The following is a 20068-nucleotide window of genomic DNA, read 5'->3' on the forward strand; positions in this document are numbered from 1 at the left end:
AAAAAGATCTATCAGAGAGGAGTGACGAGATGGTTACGGAACGTCAGCAGAATATTTTAAATCTGATTATTGACATCTTTACCAAAACGCACGAACCTGTTGGATCTAAAGCCTTGCAAGAGTCTATTAACTCCAGTAGTGCTACCATTCGAAATGACATGGCAGCTCTAGAAAAGCAAGGTTTGCTTGAAAAGGCACATACTTCCAGTGGTCGGATGCCGAGTGTGGCTGGATTTCAATACTATGTCAAACACTCCTTATCCTTCGACCGTTTAGCCGAGAATCAAGTTTATGAGATTGTAAAAGCCTTTGATCAAGAATTCTTCAAGCTTGAGGATATTCTTCAAGAGGCAACGAAAATCTTGTCAGACTTGAGTGGTTGTACGGTTGTAGCGCTGGATGTAGAACCAAGTAGGCAGAAGCTGACAGCTTTTGATATTGTTGTCCTCGGGCAACATACAGCTCTTGCTGTTTTTACGCTTGATGAGTCTAGAACAGTTACCAGTCAGTTTTTGATTCCGAGAAATTTCTTGCAGGAGGATTTGAACCGCCTCAAGACCATGATTCAAGAACGTTTCCTGGATCAGACTGTTTTGGATATTCACTACAAGATTCGGACGGAGATTCCGCAAATTATCCAACGTTACTTCACAACAACGGATAATGTTATGGATCTTATTGAGCATATCTTCAAAGAAATGTTCAATGAAAATATCGTGGTTTCTGGCAAAGTCAATCTTTTGAATTTCGCTAATTTAGCGGCCTATCAATTTTTTGATCAGCCACAAAAGGTAGCTTTGGAAATTCGAGAGAATCTGATTGGCGACCAGATGCAAAGTGTCCGAGTGGCTGATAGCCAAGAATCTTGTCTTGCTGACTTAGCAGTGATTAGCAGTAAGTTCCTGATTCCCTATCGTGGGTTTGGAATTCTTGCGATTATAGGACCGATAAATCTGGATTATCAACAATTGGTTAATCAACTTAATGTTGTCAATCGAGTTTTGACTATGAAGTTGACGGATTTTTACCGCTATCTCAGCAGCAATCACTATGAAGTGAATTAAGATTGAAATCATTAAAGGAGGCGAAAATGGCCCAAGATATAAAAAATGAAAAAGTAAAAGAAGAGGAAGTTGTTGAACCAGTAGAAGAAACAACTCCCGAGAAGTCGGAATTGGACTTGGCTAATGAACGTGCCGAGGAGTTTGAAAACAAATATCTTCGTGCCCACGCAGAAATGCAAAACATTCAGCGTCGTGCCAATGAAGAGCGCCAACTTTTGCAACGTTATCGTAGCCAAGATTTAGCAAAAGCAATCTTGCCATCGCTTGATAACCTTGAACGAGCTCTTGCTGTTGAAGGTTTGACAGATGATGTCAAAAAAGGACTAGAAATGGTCCAAGAAAGCTTGATTCACGCTCTGAAAGAAGAAGGAATTGAAGAAATTCCAGCGGACGGTGAATTTGACCATAATTACCATATGGCCATTCAAACAGTTCCAGCTGATGATGAGCATCCGGCAGATACCATCGCACAAGTCTTTCAAAAAGGCTACAAACTACATGACCGTATCCTACGCCCAGCCATGGTGGTTGTGTATAACTAGGCTAGAGAACTTAAAAACTTGTCCGAAACGACACTAAACTATGAAGAAAGATAAGAGGCAAGCCGGAGGCTTGCAAGGAAAATATTTCCTGCTGTGTTGAAAATTTCAGTAGCTTGTGCTACTGAAACAGGGGATTTTTGAGACAATAGGCTCAAAAATAAGTGATGAAATCCCGAAGGGAGTTGCTCACGTCCCCACCACTTAAGGGGAATATTAAGAAAAATCAAAAATAGAATATAAAATTTAAGGAGAAGAACACATGTCTAAAATTATCGGTATTGACTTAGGTACAACAAACTCAGCAGTAGCAGTTCTTGAAGGAACTGAATCAAAAATCATCGCAAACCCAGAAGGAAATCGTACAACTCCATCTGTAGTTTCTTTCAAAAACGGTGAAATCATCGTTGGTGACGCTGCAAAACGTCAAGCAGTCACAAACCCAGATACAGTTATCTCTATCAAATCTAAGATGGGAACTTCTGAAAAAGTTTCTGCTAACGGGAAAGAATACACTCCACAAGAAATTTCAGCTATGATCCTTCAATACTTGAAAGGTTATGCTGAAGAATACCTTGGTGAAAAAGTAACCAAGGCTGTTATCACAGTTCCAGCTTACTTTAACGATGCTCAACGTCAAGCAACTAAAGACGCTGGTAAAATCGCTGGCCTTGAAGTAGAACGTATCGTCAACGAACCAACTGCAGCAGCTCTTGCTTACGGTTTGGATAAGACTGACAAAGAAGAAAAAATCTTGGTATTCGACCTTGGTGGTGGTACATTTGACGTATCTATCCTTGAATTGGGTGATGGTGTCTTCGATGTATTGGCAACTGCAGGGGATAACAAACTCGGTGGTGACGACTTTGACCAAAAAATCATCGACTACTTAGTAGCAGAATTCAAGAAAGAAAATGGTATCGACTTGTCAAACGACAAGATGGCTCTTCAACGTTTGAAAGATGCAGCAGAAAAAGCTAAGAAAGACCTTTCTGGAGTGACTTCAACTCAAATCAGCTTGCCATTTATCACTGCTGGTGAGGCTGGACCTCTTCACTTGGAAATGACTTTGACTCGTGCTAAATTCGACGATTTGACTCGTGACCTTGTAGAACGTACAAAAATTCCAGTTCGTCAAGCCCTTTCAGATGCAGGTTTGAGCTTGTCAGATATTGACGAAGTCATCCTTGTCGGTGGTTCAACTCGTATCCCTGCCGTTGTTGAAGCTGTTAAAGCTGAAACTGGTAAAGAACCAAACAAATCAGTGAATCCTGACGAAGTAGTTGCAATGGGTGCTGCCATCCAAGGTGGTGTGATCACTGGTGATGTGAAAGACGTTGTCCTTCTTGACGTAACGCCATTGTCACTTGGTATCGAAACAATGGGTGGAGTCTTCACAAAACTCATCGACCGCAACACAACAATTCCAACATCTAAATCACAAGTCTTCTCAACTGCAGCAGACAACCAACCAGCCGTTGATATCCACGTTCTTCAAGGGGAACGCCCAATGGCAGCAGATAACAAGACTCTTGGACGTTTCCAATTGACAGATATCCCAGCTGCACCTCGTGGTATTCCACAAATCGAAGTAACATTTGACATCGATAAGAACGGTATCGTATCTGTTAAAGCCAAAGATCTTGGAACTCAAAAAGAACAAACAATCGTTATCCAATCTAACTCAGGTTTGACGGACGAAGAAATTGACCGCATGATGAAAGATGCAGAAGCAAACGCTGAAGCAGATAAGAAACGTAAAGAAGAAGTAGACCTTCGTAACGAAGTAGACCAAGCTATCTTTGCGACTGAAAAGACAATCAAAGAAACTGAAGGCAAGGGCTTCGATGCAGAACGTGATGCTGCACAAGCTGCCCTTGATGATCTTAAGAAAGCTCAAGAAGACAACAACTTGGACGAAATGAAAGCAAAACTTGAAGCATTGAACGAAAAAGCTCAAGGACTTGCTGTGAAACTCTACGAACAAGCCGCAGCAGCGCAACAAGCCCAAGCAGGAGCAGAAGGCGCACAAGCAACAGGAAACGCAGGTGATGACGTCGTAGACGGAGAGTTTACGGAAAAATAAGGAAAAAACAATGGTTACTAATATTAATCTATTTGAATCACAAGATTCTAAGCAACAATATGAGGCGTTTGTCAAATTGGCAAATGAAAATTATAATGAGCTCAAGAATCAAATTAAAACACAATTTCAAGATAGTAAAGAAGGATTAGAGGAATATAAAGTAAATATTCTTGCTGAGCATGAATATAAAGAATATGGTATAAATATAATTAACAATGTGCTTTTTGGGATTTTTTTACCCGCTATTATGGTCCATTTAACGACTACGGTTGCGATAAATTTGCAATTAGAGAATAATAATTTAGCTGCAGCTTTAATTGGAACAGTTATAGGAGGATTGTTTGTTATTGTAACGGTTTATTATTTAGGTAAGCAAAGTAAAAATAGTAAAAATAGAAAAAAATCTATTTCTTTAAACAAAGCAATCTTGTTTTTAGAAAACTATGAACTTTAGTTGAATAAATTGAAAAATCCAGAGGTTGCAACCCAGCCTCTGTTTTTCGGTAAAAAGGGAATAAACCTGATTGATGTTGGGTTTGATTCACAATATCAATAGAAAGGAACAAAGAGCGTTCGGGGAATTGAACTCGAGCTCTTAAGTTTCTTACTCAATATGAAAGAAAGGAACTGAACCCGACCTAAATTCTCGGAAAAAAGATAAATCTGTCTAGGAGCATCGCTCCTGCGTCAGATTTCCTATTTTTCAGTCGAATTTTACGGTCTTGGTATCTTAAATGAACAATACTGAATTTTATGACCGTTTGGGCGTTTCAAAGAATGCATCTCAAGATGAGATTAAGAAAGCCTATCGGAAATTATCTAAAAAATATCACCCAGATATCAACAAAGAACCTGGTGCTGAGGAAAAGTACAAGGAAGTTCAAGAAGCCTATGAGACTTTAAGTGACGAACAAAAGCGGGCAGCTTATGACCAATATGGTGCGGCTGGAGCCAACGGTGGCTTTGGTGGTGCAGGCGGTTTCGGTGGCTTCGATGGTGCAGGTGGTTTTGGTGGATTTGAAGATATCTTCTCAAGTTTTTTCGGCGGAGGCGGTTCTTCTCGCAATCCAAACGCTCCTCGTCAAGGTGATGACCTCCAGTATCGCGTCAATTTGACTTTTGAAGAAGCCATCTTTGGTACTGAAAAAGAAGTCAAATACAATCGTGAATCAAGCTGTCGTACTTGTAACGGATCAGGTGCTAAGCCTGGAACAAGTCCAGTTACTTGTGGACGCTGTCACGGTTCTGGTGTTATCAACGTCGATACTCAAACACCGCTTGGTATGATGCGTCGCCAAGTAACCTGTGATGTCTGTCATGGTCGCGGAAAAGAAATCAAAGATCCATGTACAACATGTCATGGAACAGGTCATGAAAAACAAGCCCACAGTGTCCATGTGAAAATTCCAGCAGGTGTCGAAACTGGTCAACAAATTCGTCTAGCTGGTCAAGGGGAAGCAGGCTTTAACGGTGGTCCTTATGGAGACTTGTATGTAGTCGTTTCTGTTGAAGCAAGCGATAAATTTGAGCGTGAAGGAACAACTATTTTCTACAAGTTAAACCTCAATATCGTCCAAGCAACTCTTGGTGATACTGTCGATATCCCAACCGTTCACGGTGATGTTGAATTGGTGATTCCAGAGGGAACTCAAACCGGTAAACGATTCCGTCTACGCGGTAAGGGAGCTCCAAGCCTTCGTGGTGGTGCTGTTGGTGACCAATACGTGACGGTTAATGTCGTGACTCCGACAGGCTTGAACGATCGCCAAAAAGCAGCCTTGAAAGAATTCGCAGCTGCAGGTGATTTGAAAGTCAATCCAAAGAAAAAAGGCTTCTTTGACCATATAAAAGATGCCTTTGAGGGTGAATAAAACAAAAGAGCCATAAGGCTCTTTTTTGTTTGTAGTTAGTAACGGAGAAAAGATTCTCTGACTGATCTGCTATTGATACTTTTGAGTGAGCAGGCCGGCTTCATCCATTTCCTGGATGAGTTGCTTGATTTCCGCTTCTTTACCAGGTTTCACGGTGACAGTATCAATATGCTTAATCGCCGAATTATCCTGAATATCTACCAAGGTCAATGCTTTTTCATAGAATGCGACACCCTTTTTTAGGCTCTCCTGATCCTTCCAATATAGAATTGAGTAATTAGGATTTGGTTTCTTTCCGATTCCTTGTAAATAATTCCTACTTTCCTCCTCTAAAAATTGTATTAAACCATGATTGAATAAGTTATCTTCTACTGAGTGATAGGAGATATCTCCTGTGTTTAAGACATAGACTTTGAGTCGGTTTTTAGTTAGGTTTGGACTTTCTTTAAGGACTGGGTGGCTATTGATGACCTCATCTGAGAAAGTCACATAAAAATCCAAGCCTCCCCCCTCGTATTGATAGTGTCCGTTTGATTCAACTTTCTCAGGAGGCAGGTCAAGGGAGATAAAGATTTGTTTTAAGGTTTCATTTCCTTCTCGGATGTCACTTGATGAAGCCTTGAAAAGATTGGTCACAAGTAGAAATGCTAGGGTTACAAAAAGACAGAAGCAACCAAAAATAATCAAGATGACTTTTAAAAACTGTTTCATGTTTAGTCCCTCCCTTTTCTGTTAGGAGCTGGTAATCCAAGATGGATTTAAGGGGATATAAGGAAAGTTGGATGCTTTCTTTTTTAGTTTTCTTCAGTTTCTCGTAGTTCTTTTATCACAGCAAGTCTTGCTTGGAGGTCTTTCTCTAAGACTTTAAATTTGTAAGTGAGGTCTTCTTGATACTCCTTGATGACTTCTTTTTGTTGATTGATAATTTGTAAGCTATTTTGGATAACATCTAAATCACCTTTGATTGCTTCAACGCGATCAGTTGTATCTAAAACTTCTTCAGTGATAACTTCACGATTTTTAACGAGGAGGTAAGATCCGACTGCTGATCCAGCAAAAAGTAGTAAATTTGATAGTTTCATAGGAACTCCTTAAGCATTTTTGATCGTTTCAGCGACTTGGGCAAGTTTGTCAAAGTCAGGTTCATGGGCAACAAAGTCAATTTTTAGGTCATCATCGGCACCATAACGAGGAACGAGGTGGACATGGGTATGGAAAACGGTTTGTCCAGCGATTTCTTCGCAGTTGGCGATGATATTCATGCCTTCAGCTTGGGTAGCCTTCATGACCTTTTGAGCAATAACCGGAATCTTTGCAAAGAGTTGGCTAGCGCTCGCAGCATCCATTTCTAAAAGATTGCGATAGTGTTCTTTAGGTACGACCAAGGTATGACCAGGTGTTACTTGAGAAATATCAAGAAAGGCAAGGACTTGCTCATCCTCATAAACCTTGGCTGCAGGGATTTCTCCTGCTAAAATCTTACAAAAAATACAATCTGACATAAAAACCACCTCTAGTGTATTGAATTTTGATATAATATAGCTACATTATACCAGATTCGGAGAAAATATGTTAGAAATTAAAAACCTGACAGGAGGCTATGTTCATGTCCCTGTCTTGAAAGATGTGTCCTTTACAGTTGAGAGCGGACAGTTGGTAGGTTTGATAGGTTTGAATGGTGCGGGGAAATCTACGACTATCAATGAGATTATTGGTCTTTTGACGCCATATAGTGGGGCGATTAAGATTGACGGATTGACTCTAGGAGAGGATGCTACGAGCTATCGCAAGAAAATTGGTTATATCCCTGAAACTCCTAGCTTGTATGAAGAATTGACTCTCAAAGAGCATATTGAGACAGTTGCTATGGCCTATGGTATCGAGCAAAATATTGCTTTTGAACGTGTGGAGCCGCTTTTAAAAATGTTCCGTTTGGATCAAAAATTGGATTGGTTTCCAGTTCATTTTTCCAAAGGGATGAAGCAAAAGGTTATGATTATCTGTGCCTTTGTAGTGGATCCTAGTCTCTTTATCGTAGACGAACCTTTCCTTGGTCTTGACCCTTTGGCGATTTCAGATTTGATTCAACTTCTAGAAGCGGAAAAGAAAAAAGGAAAGTCTATCCTTATGAGTACCCACGTTCTTGATTCTGCTGAAAAGATGTGTGACTCTTTTGTCATTCTTCACAAAGGTCAAGTAAGAGCCAAAGGAAATCTCCAACAACTCCGAGAGGCCTTTGATATGTCAGAAGCAAGCCTCAATGATATCTATTTGGCTCTGACCAAAGAGGAGGAGCTATGAAGGACTTGTTTTTAAAACGAAAGCAGGAATTTCGCAAGGAATGCTTGGGCTATCTCCGTTATGTGCTCAATGACCATTTTGTCTTATTTTTGTTGGTGTTGTTAGGATTTTTGGCTTACCAGTACAACCAGTTGCTCCAACACTTTCCTGAGAATCATTTCCCAATCCTAATTTTGATTGGGATGATATCTATTTTACTTTTGCTTTGGGGTGGTATTGCGACCTATCTAGAAGCGCCTGACAAACTATTCCTTTTAGTTGCTGAAGAAGAGGTGAGAAAACACATCCAGAAGCAAAGTCTGATTTCTTTCATCTTTTGGGTCAGTGTGCAGACTCTCTTTTTGCTCCTGTTTGCGCCTTTATTCTTAGCCATGGGTCTTGGTTTGCCGATTTTTGGAGTCTATCTCCTTGTCTTGGGGATAGTAAAATATGTGATTTTTCGCCAAAAGTCTAGCAATTTTTTCCTTGGAAATGGACTTGACTGGGATTATGTTATTGCCCAGGAAAGCAAACGTAAGCAGTTCTTGCTTCGATTTTTTGCTCTCTTTACCCAGGTCAAGGGAATTTCAAACAGTGTTAAGCGCCGAGCTTATCTGGACTTTATTCTCAAGGGAGTTCAGAAAGTACCAGGAAAAATCTGGCAGAACCTCTATCTTCGTTCCTATCTGAGAAATGGAGATTTATTCGCCCTTAGTCTGCGACTCATAATCCTATCTTTGACCGCTCTCATCTTCATTGAGCAATCTTGGATTGCAGTCGCAATTGTAATTTTATTCAATTATCTTTTGTTATTCCAGCTTCTAGCCCTCTATCATGCCTTTGACTATCAATATTTGACGCAATTATTCCCAGGAGGTAAGGGGCAAAAAGAGAAAGGCTTGAAGGAAATTTTGAGAGCGATTGGGGTCTTTGTATTAATCTTGGAAAGTCTCATAGGATTGCTTGTTTTTAAGGACAAAATTCTTGTTCTAGCACTTGTGGGAGCAAGTCTTGTCTTGCAATTTCTTTATTTGCCGTATCAACTGAGAAGATTGGTTGACGAATAGCATAAAAATTAGTAGAATAATAAGGAAACTTTATTCGGAGGAAAGAAATGGACTTGGGTGATATTGAGCTAACGCTAACCCCGATATCTGGGAAGAGCGGAAAAGCTTATATGGGAAGTTATCCTGATGGAAAACGTGTTTTTATAAAAATGAATACTTCTCCAATCCTGCCTGGTTTAGCTAGAGAGCAAATTGCACCACAATTGCTCTGGAGCCGTCGTTTACCAGACGGCCGTGATATGTCCGCTCAGGAATGGTTGACAGGAAAAATTTTGACGCCAAGCGATATGAACCGTAAACAAATTATCGATATTTTGACACGTTTACACTGTTCACGTCCCTTAATGACCCAGTTGACACGATTGGGATATGCAATGGAAACACCTTCGGATTTACTTCAGTCATGGGTAAACAAGGCTCCGGATGCTTTAAAAAACAACCAGTATCTACGTATGGTTTTAGGTGATTTGCGTGAGAATCTTCCTGGCTTTAGGGAAGACTATGCAACCATAGTCCATGGAGATGTTCGTCATAGCAACTGGTTTGAGACAGAGAGTGGCTTGATTTATTTAGTAGATTGGGATTCCGTTCGCTTGACTGATCGTATGTTTGATGTGGCCTATCTGCTCTGTCACTATATTCCAGAGTATCAGTGGCAAGAGTGGCTTGCTAATTATGGCTATAAGTATAATCAAACTGTCTTGAATAAGTTATATTGGTATGGTCAACTGTCATTTTTGAGCCTCATTACCAAATACTATGAAAATCAAGATTTGGATAATGTAAATCGGGAAATCTATGCTTTGCGTAGCTTCCGAGAAAAGTATGGAAAGAAAAAATGAGAGTTAGAAATCGTAAAGGGGCAACAGAACTGTTAGAGGCTAATCCGCAGTATGTTGTCTTAAACCCCGCAGAAGCTAAAGGAAAGTGGCGAGATTTATTTGGCAATGACAATCCAATCCATGTAGAGGTTGGTAGCGGTAAAGGTGCTTTCGTAACAGGAATGGCCAAACAAAATCCTGGAATCAACTATATCGGGATTGATATTCAGAAGTCTGTATTAAGCTATGCCCTAGACAAGGTCTTAGAAGTTGGAGTTCCCAACATCAAACTTTTATGGGTTGATGGTTCAGAATTGACCAATTATTTTGAAGATGGTGAAATCGACCGCTTGTATTTGAATTTCTCGGATCCATGGCCTAAAAAACGCCATGAGAAGCGTCGTTTGACTTATAAGAGCTTCTTGGACACTTTCAAACGAATCTTACCTGAACACGGTGAAATTCATTTCAAGACAGATAATCGTGGCTTGTTTGAATATAGCTTAGTGAGCTTTTCACAATATGGCATGAAACTCAAGGACGTTTGGTTAGATTTACATGCCATCGACTTTGAAGGAAATGTCATGACTGAGTATGAGCAAAAGTTTTCAAGCAAGGGTCAAGTCATTTATAGAGTTGAAGCTCAGTTTTAATGTAAAGACTTGTTAGTGAAAAACTGTCGTTCACTCAAATATAATGTAAATATGTACCTCAAGGATTTAGTTTTGTCTTCGACAGGACTAAATCCTTGAGTTTTTTTAATAGATTTGGGATTTTGATAAGTGTGTACTTGTGCCCTGATAAGTGGTATAATGAAGGGGTTATGAGAAGAAGCATAAAACCTTTTGTAGTCTATCTTTTCTTTCTCCTTGTGATAGGTGGTTTGATTTTTTTGGATCATCAACATCATCGACAGGCAGATGTGCAAGTAGAAAAAGCTGAGAAAACTACTCAAACCAGTGAAACAGATAAGGAAAAGGTTGTTGAAGATAGATTAGCCACAATGACCTTGGAGGAGAAAGTCGGGCAATTATTCTGGGCTAGAGTTCCTGCCGATCATCAAATAGAAGATCTCAAATCCTATCATTTGTCTGGTTATATCTTATTTGGACGAGATTTTGAAGGACGAACCTTAGAGGATATGAAAGTTTTGACAAGTCGCTACCAAGCCGCTTCAAAGACTCCTTTATTGATTGGTTCCGATGAAGAAGGAGGAACAGTAACTCGTATCAGTTCTATTTTGGATACTTCTTTCCAATCTCCTATGACCCTTTATCATCAAGGAGGGATGGAGGATGTTCTTTCTGATACTAGGAAAAAGGCAGAGGTGCTGAAATCTGTTGGTATCAATGCTGGACTCTTTCCAGTTGCGGATCTTGCAGGTGATTCATCAGCCTTTATTTACGATCGGACCATCGGACAAGATGCCCAAACAACTGCAAGTTATGTTAAGCAAGTTGTAGAAGAACTTCAAAAGAATAAGGTCGGTTCAACCTTGAAGCATTTCCCAGGGTATGGTGATAATGGAGACAGTCATACCGACATTATCCAAGACAACCGCTCTTTGGAAGATTTAAGACAAGCAGATTTTCTACCCTTTCAAGCTGGCATAGATGCAGGTGCGGATAGTATTTTAATTTCTCACAACATCCTGACTAAAATTGATACAGTGCCGTCATCTATCTCGCCAAAAATCAACGAAATTCTTCGCAAGGAGCTGAATTTTAAAGGTGTCATAATGACGGATGATTTAGATATGGCAGGATTAGCCGATTTTGTCAGTCAGGATGAAGCTGCTCTCCAGGTAATATTAGCTGGAAATGATCTAATCCTAGGTTCTTCCTACCAAACTCAGATTCCTTATCTATTAAAGAAAATTTCTTCTGGGGACTTGACAGAAGAACGTATTGATGAGTCTGTAAGACGTATTTTAGCATGGAAATATGACTTGGGATTATTCGATATGTCTCAGTAAAAGGAAACGTCATTTATAAAATCATGCAGAAACCTTTGAAGGAAAGCCTTCTATTGGTTGTGAAAAGGTCAAATCCTTGCAGGTTGGATTGATTTGTGTTATACTAATAACAAGAATATAAGAAAGAGAGGCGGGGAGATATCTTCGCCTCTTGCTTATGAGGAGGTGGACGCAATCGCAACTATCGTTGAATTAGTCAGAGAAGTCGTAGAACCTGTTATTGAAGCTCCTTTTGAACTCGTAGATATCGAGTACGGAAAGATTGGCAGTGACATGATTCTTAGTATTTTTGTAGACAAGCCTGAAGGAATCACCTTGAATGATACGGCAGACTTGACTGAAATTATCAGTCCTGTCCTAGATACTATCAAGCCGGATCCCTTCCCAGAACAATATTTCCTAGAAATAACAAGTCCAGGATTGGAGCGTCCTTTGAAAACCAAGGAAGCAGTCGCTGGAGCGGTTGGGAAATACATCCATGTCGGGCTCTATCAAGCCATCGATAAGCAAAAGGTTTTTGAAGGAACCTTGTTGTCCTTTGAAGAGGATGAGTTAACTATGGAATATATGGATAAAACTCGCAAGAAAACAGTCCGAATTCCATATAACTTGGTATCAAAAGCACGTTTAGCAGTAAAATTATAGAAAGAAAGGATAACTTTTGAGAATTCAAAAGTAAAAAGAACATGAGTAAAGAAATGCTAGAGGCCTTCCGCATTTTGGAAGAAGACAAGGGAATCAAGAAAGAAGATATCATCGACGCAGTCGTAGAATCACTTCGTTCTGCTTACCGTAGACGCTATGGTCAATCTGATAGTGTAGCTATTGATTTCAACGAAAAGACAGGGGACTTTACTGTCTATACTGTCCGTGAAGTTGTTGATGAAGTATTTGATAGCCGTTTGGAAATCAGTTTAAAAGATGCCCTTGCTATTAATTCAGCCTATGAGCTTGGTGACAAAATCAAATTTGAAGAGGCACCAGGGGAGTTTGGTCGTGTAGCAGCCCAATCTGCGAAACAAACAATCATGGAAAAAATGCGTAAGCAAACACGTGCCATTACCTACAATACATACAAAGAGCATGAACAAGAAATCATGTCAGGTACAGTAGAACGTTTTGACAACCGCTTCATTTATGTCAATCTTGGCAGCATCGAAGCCCAATTGTCTAAACAAGACCAAATTCCTGGAGAAGTTTTTGCTTCTCATGACCGTATTGAAGTCTATGTCTACAAAGTGGAAGACAACCCTCGTGGAGTTAACGTTTTTGTAAGTCGTAGCCATCCAGAAATGATCAAGCGTTTGATGGAACAAGAAATTCCAGAAGTGTACGATGGAACTGTTGAAATCATGAGCGTAGCCCGTGAAGCAGGTGACCGTACAAAGGTTGCTGTTCGTAGTCACAATCCTAACGTGGATGCTATCGGAACAATCGTTGGACGTGGTGGAGCGAACATCAAGAAAATCACTAGCAAATTCCACCCAGCTCGCTACGATGCTAAGAGTGACCGCATGGTACCGGTAGAAGAAAACATCGACGTTATCGAGTGGGTAGCAGATCCAGCTGAGTTTATTTACAATGCTATTGCTCCTGCTGAAGTTGACCAAGTTATCTTTGATGAAAATGACAGCAAACGTGCCTTAGTCGTTGTGCCGGATAACAAACTATCACTTGCTATCGGTCGTCGTGGACAAAATGTTCGCTTAGCAGCACATTTGACTGGTTACCGTATCGATATCAAGTCTGCAAGTGAATTTGAAGCTATGGAAGAAGCAGGTCAAGTGGATTACGCTGAAACAGACGAATTGACTGAAGAATAAGATCTGCTATAGGAGGGAAAGATGAAAACAAGAAAAATCCCTTTGCGCAAGTCTGTTGTTTCCAACGATGTGATTGACAAGCGAGATTTACTTCGTATTGTCAAGAATAAAGAAGGTGAGGTCTTTATCGACTCGACAGGCAAGGCTAATGGCCGGGGTGCTTATATCAAGCTAGACAATGCAGAAGCCCTAGAGGCTAAAAAGAAAAAAGTCTTTAACCGTAGCTTTAATATGGAAGTCGAAGAAAGCTTTTATGACGAGTTGATCGCCTATGTTGATCACAAAGTAAAAAGAAGAGAGTTAGGACTTGAATAAGCAAAAAGTAAGTAATCTCTTGGGATTGGCTCAGCGAGCAGGGAAAATCATCTCGGGTGAAGAAATGGTAGTCAAAGCCATTCAAGACCGGAAAGTTAAATTGGTATTTCTAGCTTATGATGCTAGCCCAAATCTAACCAAGAAGATTCAGGATAAAAGCCACTATTATCAAGTAGAAGTTATTACCGTGTTTTCAACACTGGAATTAAGCATAGCAGTCGGGAAATCAAGAAAAGTTTTGGCTGTGACAGATGCTGGATTTACAAAGAAAATGAGGTCTCTTATGGAATAGAAGAGGAGGACATGATTTGTCTAAGAAAAGATTGTACGAAATCGCAAAAGAACTTGGAAAAGAAAGTAAGGAAGTTGTAACGCGTGCAAAAGAGCTGGGCTTGGAAGTGAAAAGCCATGCTTCAAGCGTAGAGGCTGCTGCTGCTGAAAAAATTATAGCTAGCTTTAAGCCTGCTGCTCCTAAGGCAGAGGCAAAACCTGCAGCGGCAAAAGCAAGTGAAGCGAAGGTAGAAAGTAAACCAACTACGCCAGCAACTCCTAAGGAAGAAAAAGTTGTAGCTGCAAGACCACAGAGTCGAAACTTTAAGGCGGAACGTGAAGCGCGTGCCAAAGAGCAAGCGGAACGACGCAAGCAAAACAAGGGTAACAACCGCGATCAACAACAAAACGGTAACCGTCAAAAGAACGATAACCGTAATGGTGGCAAACCTGGTCAAGGGAACCGTGACAATCGTCGTTTTAACGACCAAGGGAAGAAACCACAAGGCCAAGGAAATCGTGGCAATGATTATCGCCAACAAGCTGATAATCGTCCCAACCAAGCTGGTCCTCGTATTGACTTTAAAGCTCGAGCAGCAGCTCTGAAGGCTGAGCAAAATGCAGAATACGCACGCTCAAGCGAGGAACGCTTCAAACAGTCTCAAGTTGCCAAAGAAGCCTTGGCTCAAGCTAATAAACGCAAGGAGCCAGAAGAAATCTTTGAAGAAGTTGCTAAACTAGCTGAACAAACTCAGCCTGTAGTTGAAGTAGCTCCTGTAGCCAAAGAGGCTGTGGTGGATACACGTCGTAAAAAGCAAGCTCGACCAGCTAAAGAACGTGATGATTATGATCACGAGGAAGATGGTCCTAGAAAACAACAAAAGAATCGAAGTAGTCAGAATCAAGTGAGAAATCAAAGAAATAGTAACTGGAATAACAATAAGAAAAATAAAAAAGGCAATAAACAAAATAACCGTAATCAGGCTCCAAAACCTATTACAGAGCGTAAATTCCATGAATTGCCAACAGAATTTGAATATACAGATGGTATGACCGTTGCGGAAATCGCAAAACGTATCAAACGTGAACCAGCTGAGATTGTTAAGAAACTATTTATGATGGGTGTTATGGCCACTCAAAACCAATCTTTGGATGGAGAAACAATCGAACTCCTCATGGTTGATTATGGAATTGAAGCTAAACAAAAGGTAGAAGTGGACAATGCGGATATCGAACGTTTCTTCGTAGAAGATGGATATCTAAATGAAGACAAGTTGGTTGAACGTCCACCAGTTGTAACTATCATGGGACACGTTGACCATGGTAAAACAACCCTTTTGGATACCCTACGTAATTCTCGTGTCGCTACAGGAGAAGCAGGTGGTATCACTCAGCATATTGGTGCCTACCAGATTGAGGAAAATGGTAAGAAGATTACCTTCCTTGATACACCAGGACACGCGGCCTTTACTTCTATGCGTGCACGTGGTGCCTCTGTTACCGATATTACGATCTTGGTCGTAGCGGCAGATGACGGGGTTATGCCTCAAACTATCGAAGCCATCAACCACTCAAAAGCAGCTAATGTTCCAATCATTGTTGCTATTAACAAGATTGATAAACCAGGTGCCAACCCAGAACGTGTAATCGGCGAATTGGCTGAACACGGTGTTATGTCAACAGCTTGGGGTGGAGATTCTGAGTTTGTAGAAATCTCAGCTAAATTCAACCAAAATATCGATGAACTCTTGGAAACTGTTCTTCTTGTAGCTGAAATTCAAGAGCTCAAAGCAGACCCAACCGTTCGTGCCATCGGTACTGTTATCGAAGCTCGCTTGGATAAAGGAAAAGGTGCGGTTGCAACCCTCCTTGTTCAACAAGGTACCTTGAATGTCCAAGACCCAATCGTTGTTGGTAATACTTTCGGACGTGTCCGTGCCATGACCAATGACCTTGGACGTCGTGTTAAGGTTGCAGGACCATCAACACCAGTATCTATTACAGGTTTGAACGAAGCACCGATGGCGGGTGATCACTTTGCCGTTTATGAAGATGAAAAATCTGCTCGTGCAGCTGGTGAAGAACGTGCCAAACGTGCTCTTATGAAGCAACGTCAAGCTACACAGCGTGTAAGCCTTGAAAACCTCTTTGATACTCTTAAAGCTGGTGAACTCAAGTCTGTTAACGTCATCATCAAAGCCGATGTCCAAGGTTCAGTTGAAGCCCTTTCTGCCTCACTACAAAAGATTGATGTGGAAGGTGTAAAAGTTACTATCGTCCACTCAGCAGTTGGTGCTATCAACGAATCTGACGTGACTCTTGCGGAAGCTTCAAATGCCTTCATCGTAGGTTTCAATGTACGTCCTACACCACAAGCTCGCCAACAAGCAGAAGCAGACGATGTAGAAATCCGTCTCCACAGCATCATCTACAAGGTTATCGAAGAGATGGAAGAAGCCATGAAAGGTATGCTTGATCCAGAATTTGAAGAAAAAGTTATCGGTGAGGCGATTATCCGTGAAACCTTCAAAGTGTCTAAAGTCGGAACAATCGGTGGATTTATGGTTACTAGCGGTAAAGTTACCCGTGACTCTAAAGTCCGTGTTATTCGTGACGGTGTCGTTATTTACGATGGTGAACTTGCAAGCTTGAAACACTATAAAGATGACGTCAAAGAAGTTACAAACGGCCGTGAAGGTGGTCTCATGATTGATGGCTACAATGATATCAAGATGGATGATGTGATTGAAGCCTATGTCATGGAAGAAATTAAACGCTAAGATTTTTGCTCCTTTCTTAGGTGGTGTGGGACGCAAGCAAACCCAAGGTTTCATTGCTTATTTTTGAGCCTAGAGTCTCAAAAATCCCCAGTGATTGAACTGAATGATCAGCCCAATCACTTTCACCACGGCGAAAGAAGCGGATGATTTCAAATTGAACTTCGTTTCAATTTGAATTGAAAATCAATAAGTTTAAAAATAGCTAGGTCTGCTGGCCTAGCTTTTGATTCAATAGAGAGGAAGGAATAGCATGGGAAATCATTTCCGTACGGATCGTGTAGGCATGGAAATCAAGCGTGAAGTCAATGAGATTTTGCAAAAGAAAGTCCGTGATCCTCGTGTCCAAGGCGTGACCATCACAGATGTTCAGATGCTAGGTGACTTATCTGTAGCTAAGGTTTACTACACCATTTTGAGTAATCTTGCTTCAGATAATCAAAAGGCCCAAATTGGCCTTGAAAAAGCAACCGGAACTATCAAACGTGAGCTTGGTCACAATTTGAAATTGTATAAAATTCCAGACTTGACCTTTGTCAAAGACGAATCCATCGAGTATGGAAACAAGATTGACGAAATGTTACGCAATCTGGATAAGAAATAAGAAAGAGGGATAACCCTCTTTTTTGTATAAAAAATAAGGCAGCGGGTGAAAACGCTTTATATTTTTTTAAATATGTGGTATGATATTGTATAATATAAAATTTAAGGGAGATATTAAAATGGCTGAGCAAGATTTAGCTATGCAAGTATTGGAACAAGTGGTGAAACTACCTGTTGTGAAAGTTGATCGTTCAAAGTTTTTAGTGGATAAGTTTTCTAAAGAATTAGATCCGAAGGATATCTCAACATTATTGGAGCAGGGTCCTTCTAGCTTGCTATCTCAGGAAATCTTAGATAGAGTTGCTAATGCTTGTATTATGGATAATGTCTTGCTGGCCAGTGGGACCTCTGTTTTGGCTGGATTGCCTGGTGGGCTTGCCATGGCAATTACCATACCAGCAGATGTAGCTCAATTTTATGCTTTTTCATTAAAATTAGCTCAAGAATTGGGATATATTTACGGTTACGATGACCTTTGGGCTTCTCGTGATGAATTAAGTGAGGATGCTCAAAATACCCTCTTGCTATATCTTGGTGTCATGCTTGGGGTAAATGGTACAGCTGCCTTGCTTCGAGCAGGAGGTGTTGCTGTTGCTAAGCAAGTGATGAAAACTGTTCCTCAGAAAGCCTTGACAAAGACGCTCTGGTATCCAATTTTGAAAAAAGTTTTGAAAATTTTTGGTGTTAATCTGACAAAGGGAGGCCTAGCCAAAGGAATGGGGAAATTCATTCCTATCTTAGGTGGTATTATTTCAGGTGGCTTAACATTTGCGACCATGAAACCAATGGGAGAAAGCTTGCAACAGGAGTTATCTAAATTAGTTAACTATAATGAAGAGCAATATCAAGAAGATATAGAAACTATTCGAAAAGAAGCAGAAATCATCGAAGCAGAGTAATAGGAAGAAACTAGTAGGCTTGTACTGCTAGTTTTTTTATCCAAGCCCTTGTGGTATAATGAAAAAAGAAAATCCTGTGTGAAAACAGAATGGAGGTTCTCATGGACAATATAATCGATGTATCAATTCCAGTTGCGGAAGTGGTGGATAAACATCCAGAAGTTTTAGATATTTTGGTTGAGCTTGGTTTTAAACCTCTTGCAAATCCCTTGATGCGAAATACGGTTGGGCGTAAAGTATCGCTTAAACAAGGCTCAAAGCTTGAAGGGACTCCTATGGATAAGATTGTGCGTACGCTTGAAGCAAATGGTTACGAAGTGATCGGGTTAGACTAATGACAGATGAACGTATTCATATCCTGCGGGATATTTTATTAGAATTGCATAATGGAGCCTCTCCAGAGTCCGTTCAGGAACGCTTTGATGCGACCTTTACTGGTGTATCAGCTATCGAGATTTCTCTTATGGAGCATGAGTTGATGAACTCTGACTCAGGCGTAACCTTTGAAGATGTCATGGAACTCTGTGATGTTCATGCCAATCTCTTTAAAAATGCTGTTAAGGGTGTCGAAGTTGAGGACACCGATCATCCTGGTCACCCTGTGCGTGTCTTTAAGGATGAAAATCTAGCCCTCCGTGCTGCTCTGATTCGGGTCCGTAGATTGCTCTCGACTTATGAATCTGTGGACGATGAGGAAATGCTGGCGGAGATGCGTAAGGGTTTGGTACGTCAGATGGGGCTTGTTGGTCAATTTGATATCCACTACCAGCGCAAGGAAGAGCTCTTTTTTCCTATCATGGAACGTTATGGACATGATTCACCTCCCAAAGTCATGTGGGGAGTGGATGATCAGATTAGGGATCTCTTTCAAACAGCCTTAGTGGCAACTAAGTCGCTCCCAGAAGTGCCAATTTCCACCGTAAAGGAAGCTTTTGAAGCTTTTGCGACAGAGTTTGAAAGTATGATTTTTAAGGAAGAATCAATCCTTCTCATGATTCTGCTTGAATCCTTTACCCAGGATGACTGGATTCAGATTGCTGAGGAAAGTGATGCCTATGGATATGCTATTATCCGCCCGTCTGAGAAATGGGTTCCTGAACGTCAACGTTTTGTTGAGGAGAAAAGTGTAGAAGAACCAACTCAGCCAGAAACTGTAGATGGACAAGTTCAGCAAGTGATCGATACGCCAGAAGGTCAGTTTACTATCACCTTTACACCAAAGGAAAAGGAAACGGTGCTAGATCGCAATAGCCAGCAGGCTTTTGGCAATGGTTATCTCTCAGTTGAACAAGCCAATCTTATCCTTAATCACCTCCCTATGGAGATTACCTTTGTTAATAAGAATGATATCTTCCAGTATTATAATGACAATACTCCAGCGGATGAAATGATTTTCAAGAGGACACCGTCTCAAGTTGGACGAAATGTCGAACTCTGCCACCCGCCAAAATATTTGGATAAAGTCAAAACGATTATGCAAGGTCTTCGTGAGGGGAAAAAAGACAAGTACGAGATGTGGTTCAAGTCCGAGTCACGAGGTAAGTTTGTCCATGTTACCTACGCTGCAGTACATGATGAAAATGGGGAATTTCAAGGAGTCTTGGAATATGTTCAGGATATCCAACCTTACCGTGAGATTGATACAGACTTTTTCCGTGGATTAGAATAAGGAGAAAAA

The 20068-nt window shown here is 40.7% G+C and carries 22 protein-coding genes; 19 read left to right on the top strand and 3 right to left on the bottom strand.

The features are described 5' to 3' along the window. Positions 1–29 precede the first annotated feature (29 nt). From hrcA to dnaJ, 5 genes are all read left to right on the top strand, one after another. Positions 30–1064 carry a heat-inducible transcriptional repressor HrcA gene (gene hrcA / locus HMPREF9423_RS03195; RefSeq protein ID WP_006155718.1) on the top strand — a complete coding sequence of 345 codons (1035 nt, stop codon included), beginning with the start codon at positions 30–32 and terminating at the stop codon, positions 1062–1064. 26 nt (positions 1065–1090) lie between these two features. Next, positions 1091–1606 carry a nucleotide exchange factor GrpE gene (grpE, locus tag HMPREF9423_RS03200; RefSeq protein ID WP_006147900.1) on the top strand — a complete coding sequence of 172 codons (516 nt, stop codon included), beginning with the start codon at positions 1091–1093 and terminating at the stop codon, positions 1604–1606. Between the two features lie 259 nt (positions 1607–1865). Further along, complete coding sequence (gene dnaK / locus HMPREF9423_RS03205; protein ID WP_006147901.1) at positions 1866–3689, top strand: molecular chaperone DnaK; 1824 nt, start codon at positions 1866–1868, stop codon at positions 3687–3689. A gap of 10 nt (positions 3690–3699) precedes the next feature. After that, complete coding sequence (locus HMPREF9423_RS03210; RefSeq protein ID WP_006147902.1) at positions 3700–4143, top strand: hypothetical protein; 444 nt, start codon at positions 3700–3702, stop codon at positions 4141–4143. A gap of 280 nt (positions 4144–4423) precedes the next feature. Next, complete coding sequence (gene dnaJ / locus HMPREF9423_RS03215; protein WP_004251795.1) at positions 4424–5560, top strand: molecular chaperone DnaJ; 1137 nt, start codon at positions 4424–4426, stop codon at positions 5558–5560. 69 nt (positions 5561–5629) lie between these two features. Here the strand turns inward: dnaJ and HMPREF9423_RS03220 are convergent, their stop codons facing one another. The 3 genes from HMPREF9423_RS03220 to HMPREF9423_RS03230 form a co-directional block, all read right to left on the bottom strand. Then, positions 5630–6271, bottom strand: coding sequence for a hypothetical protein (locus HMPREF9423_RS03220; RefSeq protein WP_006147903.1), 642 nt, complete (start codon positions 6269–6271; stop codon positions 5630–5632). Between the two features lie 83 nt (positions 6272–6354). Next, a complete protein-coding gene (locus HMPREF9423_RS03225) occupies positions 6355–6642 on the bottom strand; it encodes a hypothetical protein (protein WP_004251799.1) in 288 nt (95 codons plus the stop codon). A gap of 9 nt (positions 6643–6651) precedes the next feature. Next, a complete protein-coding gene (locus HMPREF9423_RS03230; protein ID WP_006147904.1) occupies positions 6652–7062 on the bottom strand; it encodes an HIT family protein in 411 nt (136 codons plus the stop codon). 67 nt (positions 7063–7129) lie between these two features. On the opposite strand from HMPREF9423_RS03230, the gene HMPREF9423_RS03235 reads away from it, so the two are divergent. The 14 genes from HMPREF9423_RS03235 to HMPREF9423_RS03300 all read left to right on the top strand — a co-directional run bounded on the left by HMPREF9423_RS03235 (position 7130) and on the right by HMPREF9423_RS03300 (position 20059). Further along, the gene (locus tag HMPREF9423_RS03235; protein WP_006147905.1) at positions 7130–7861 is read left to right on the top strand and encodes an ABC transporter ATP-binding protein; all 732 of its coding nucleotides are present in this window, start codon (positions 7130–7132) and stop codon (positions 7859–7861) included. Next, complete coding sequence (locus HMPREF9423_RS03240; RefSeq protein ID WP_006147906.1) at positions 7858–8907, top strand: ABC transporter permease; 1050 nt, start codon at positions 7858–7860, stop codon at positions 8905–8907. Before HMPREF9423_RS03235 ends, HMPREF9423_RS03240 begins: the two co-directional genes overlap by 4 nt. Positions 8908–8954: 47 nt before the next feature. Beyond that, positions 8955–9749: a cell cycle regulator CcrZ gene (gene ccrZ / locus HMPREF9423_RS03245; protein WP_006147907.1), complete on the top strand. Its 795-nt coding sequence runs from the start codon at positions 8955–8957 to the stop codon at positions 9747–9749. Next, entirely contained in the window at positions 9746–10381 is a 636-nt protein-coding gene (gene trmB / locus HMPREF9423_RS03250; RefSeq protein WP_006147908.1) for a tRNA (guanosine(46)-N7)-methyltransferase TrmB, read from the top strand. Before ccrZ ends, trmB begins: the two co-directional genes overlap by 4 nt. 170 nt (positions 10382–10551) lie before the next feature. After that, positions 10552–11703: a glycoside hydrolase family 3 protein gene (locus HMPREF9423_RS03255; protein ID WP_006155737.1), complete on the top strand. Its 1152-nt coding sequence runs from the start codon at positions 10552–10554 to the stop codon at positions 11701–11703. 165 nt (positions 11704–11868) lie between these two features. Beyond that, positions 11869–12348: a ribosome maturation factor RimP gene (gene rimP, locus HMPREF9423_RS03260; RefSeq protein WP_006155725.1), complete on the top strand. Its 480-nt coding sequence runs from the start codon at positions 11869–11871 to the stop codon at positions 12346–12348. Positions 12349–12389: 41 nt separating this feature from the next. Further along, the gene (nusA, locus tag HMPREF9423_RS03265) at positions 12390–13526 is read left to right on the top strand and encodes a transcription termination factor NusA (protein ID WP_006147911.1); all 1137 of its coding nucleotides are present in this window, start codon (positions 12390–12392) and stop codon (positions 13524–13526) included. 21 nt (positions 13527–13547) lie between these two features. Further along, positions 13548–13841: an RNase P modulator RnpM gene (gene rnpM, locus HMPREF9423_RS03270; RefSeq protein ID WP_006147912.1), complete on the top strand. Its 294-nt coding sequence runs from the start codon at positions 13548–13550 to the stop codon at positions 13839–13841. Continuing rightward, positions 13834–14133 carry a YlxQ-related RNA-binding protein gene (locus tag HMPREF9423_RS03275; protein WP_006147913.1) on the top strand — a complete coding sequence of 100 codons (300 nt, stop codon included), beginning with the start codon at positions 13834–13836 and terminating at the stop codon, positions 14131–14133. Before rnpM ends, HMPREF9423_RS03275 begins: the two co-directional genes overlap by 8 nt. Before the next feature lie 16 nt (positions 14134–14149). Next, the gene (gene infB, locus HMPREF9423_RS03280) at positions 14150–16891 is read left to right on the top strand and encodes a translation initiation factor IF-2 (protein WP_006147914.1); all 2742 of its coding nucleotides are present in this window, start codon (positions 14150–14152) and stop codon (positions 16889–16891) included. Positions 16892–17141: 250 nt separating this feature from the next. Continuing rightward, positions 17142–17492, top strand: a complete 351-nt coding sequence (rbfA, locus tag HMPREF9423_RS03285; protein ID WP_004251823.1) for a 30S ribosome-binding factor RbfA — start codon at positions 17142–17144, stop codon at positions 17490–17492. A gap of 118 nt (positions 17493–17610) precedes the next feature. Further along, the gene (locus tag HMPREF9423_RS03290; protein WP_006155731.1) at positions 17611–18390 is read left to right on the top strand and encodes a hypothetical protein; all 780 of its coding nucleotides are present in this window, start codon (positions 17611–17613) and stop codon (positions 18388–18390) included. A 101-nt stretch (positions 18391–18491) separates the two neighbouring features. Then, complete coding sequence (locus HMPREF9423_RS03295) at positions 18492–18725, top strand: DUF1858 domain-containing protein (protein ID WP_000368732.1); 234 nt, start codon at positions 18492–18494, stop codon at positions 18723–18725. Continuing rightward, positions 18725–20059 (top strand): DUF438 domain-containing protein, encoded by a 1335-nt coding sequence (locus HMPREF9423_RS03300; RefSeq protein WP_006147917.1) that lies wholly within the window; start codon positions 18725–18727, stop codon positions 20057–20059. The genes HMPREF9423_RS03295 and HMPREF9423_RS03300 overlap by 1 nt, the downstream gene beginning before the upstream one ends. The last annotated feature ends 9 nt before the right edge of the window (positions 20060–20068 follow it).

The organism is Streptococcus infantis ATCC 700779, assembly GCF_000187465.1.
Taxonomy (GTDB): domain Bacteria; phylum Bacillota; class Bacilli; order Lactobacillales; family Streptococcaceae; genus Streptococcus; species Streptococcus infantis.

Bases quoted from the DNA above. Each gene is read 5' to 3' on its own strand.
- trmB (WP_006147908.1), top strand. From the start codon at position 9,746: ATGAGAGTTAGAAATCGTAAAGGGGCAACAGAACTGTTAGAGGCTAAT.
- HMPREF9423_RS03225 (WP_004251799.1), bottom strand. From the start codon at position 6,642: ATGAAACTATCAAATTTACTACTTTTTGCTGGATCAGCAGTCGGATCT.
- HMPREF9423_RS03210 (WP_006147902.1), top strand. From the start codon at position 3,700: ATGGTTACTAATATTAATCTATTTGAATCACAAGATTCTAAGCAACAA.
- ccrZ (WP_006147907.1), top strand. From the start codon at position 8,955: ATGGACTTGGGTGATATTGAGCTAACGCTAACCCCGATATCTGGGAAG.
- HMPREF9423_RS03300 (WP_006147917.1), top strand. From the start codon at position 18,725: ATGACAGATGAACGTATTCATATCCTGCGGGATATTTTATTAGAATTG.
- HMPREF9423_RS03290 (WP_006155731.1), top strand. From the start codon at position 17,611: ATGGCTGAGCAAGATTTAGCTATGCAAGTATTGGAACAAGTGGTGAAA.
- HMPREF9423_RS03230 (WP_006147904.1), bottom strand. From the start codon at position 7,062: ATGTCAGATTGTATTTTTTGTAAGATTTTAGCAGGAGAAATCCCTGCA.
- HMPREF9423_RS03235 (WP_006147905.1), top strand. From the start codon at position 7,130: ATGTTAGAAATTAAAAACCTGACAGGAGGCTATGTTCATGTCCCTGTC.
- rnpM (WP_006147912.1), top strand. From the start codon at position 13,548: ATGAAAACAAGAAAAATCCCTTTGCGCAAGTCTGTTGTTTCCAACGAT.
- rbfA (WP_004251823.1), top strand. From the start codon at position 17,142: ATGGGAAATCATTTCCGTACGGATCGTGTAGGCATGGAAATCAAGCGT.
- hrcA (WP_006155718.1), top strand. From the start codon at position 30: ATGGTTACGGAACGTCAGCAGAATATTTTAAATCTGATTATTGACATC.
- dnaJ (WP_004251795.1), top strand. From the start codon at position 4,424: ATGAACAATACTGAATTTTATGACCGTTTGGGCGTTTCAAAGAATGCA.
- HMPREF9423_RS03255 (WP_006155737.1), top strand. From the start codon at position 10,552: ATGAGAAGAAGCATAAAACCTTTTGTAGTCTATCTTTTCTTTCTCCTT.
- HMPREF9423_RS03220 (WP_006147903.1), bottom strand. From the start codon at position 6,271: ATGAAACAGTTTTTAAAAGTCATCTTGATTATTTTTGGTTGCTTCTGT.
- dnaK (WP_006147901.1), top strand. From the start codon at position 1,866: ATGTCTAAAATTATCGGTATTGACTTAGGTACAACAAACTCAGCAGTA.
- HMPREF9423_RS03295 (WP_000368732.1), top strand. From the start codon at position 18,492: ATGGACAATATAATCGATGTATCAATTCCAGTTGCGGAAGTGGTGGAT.
- grpE (WP_006147900.1), top strand. From the start codon at position 1,091: ATGGCCCAAGATATAAAAAATGAAAAAGTAAAAGAAGAGGAAGTTGTT.
- nusA (WP_006147911.1), top strand. From the start codon at position 12,390: ATGAGTAAAGAAATGCTAGAGGCCTTCCGCATTTTGGAAGAAGACAAG.
- HMPREF9423_RS03240 (WP_006147906.1), top strand. From the start codon at position 7,858: ATGAAGGACTTGTTTTTAAAACGAAAGCAGGAATTTCGCAAGGAATGC.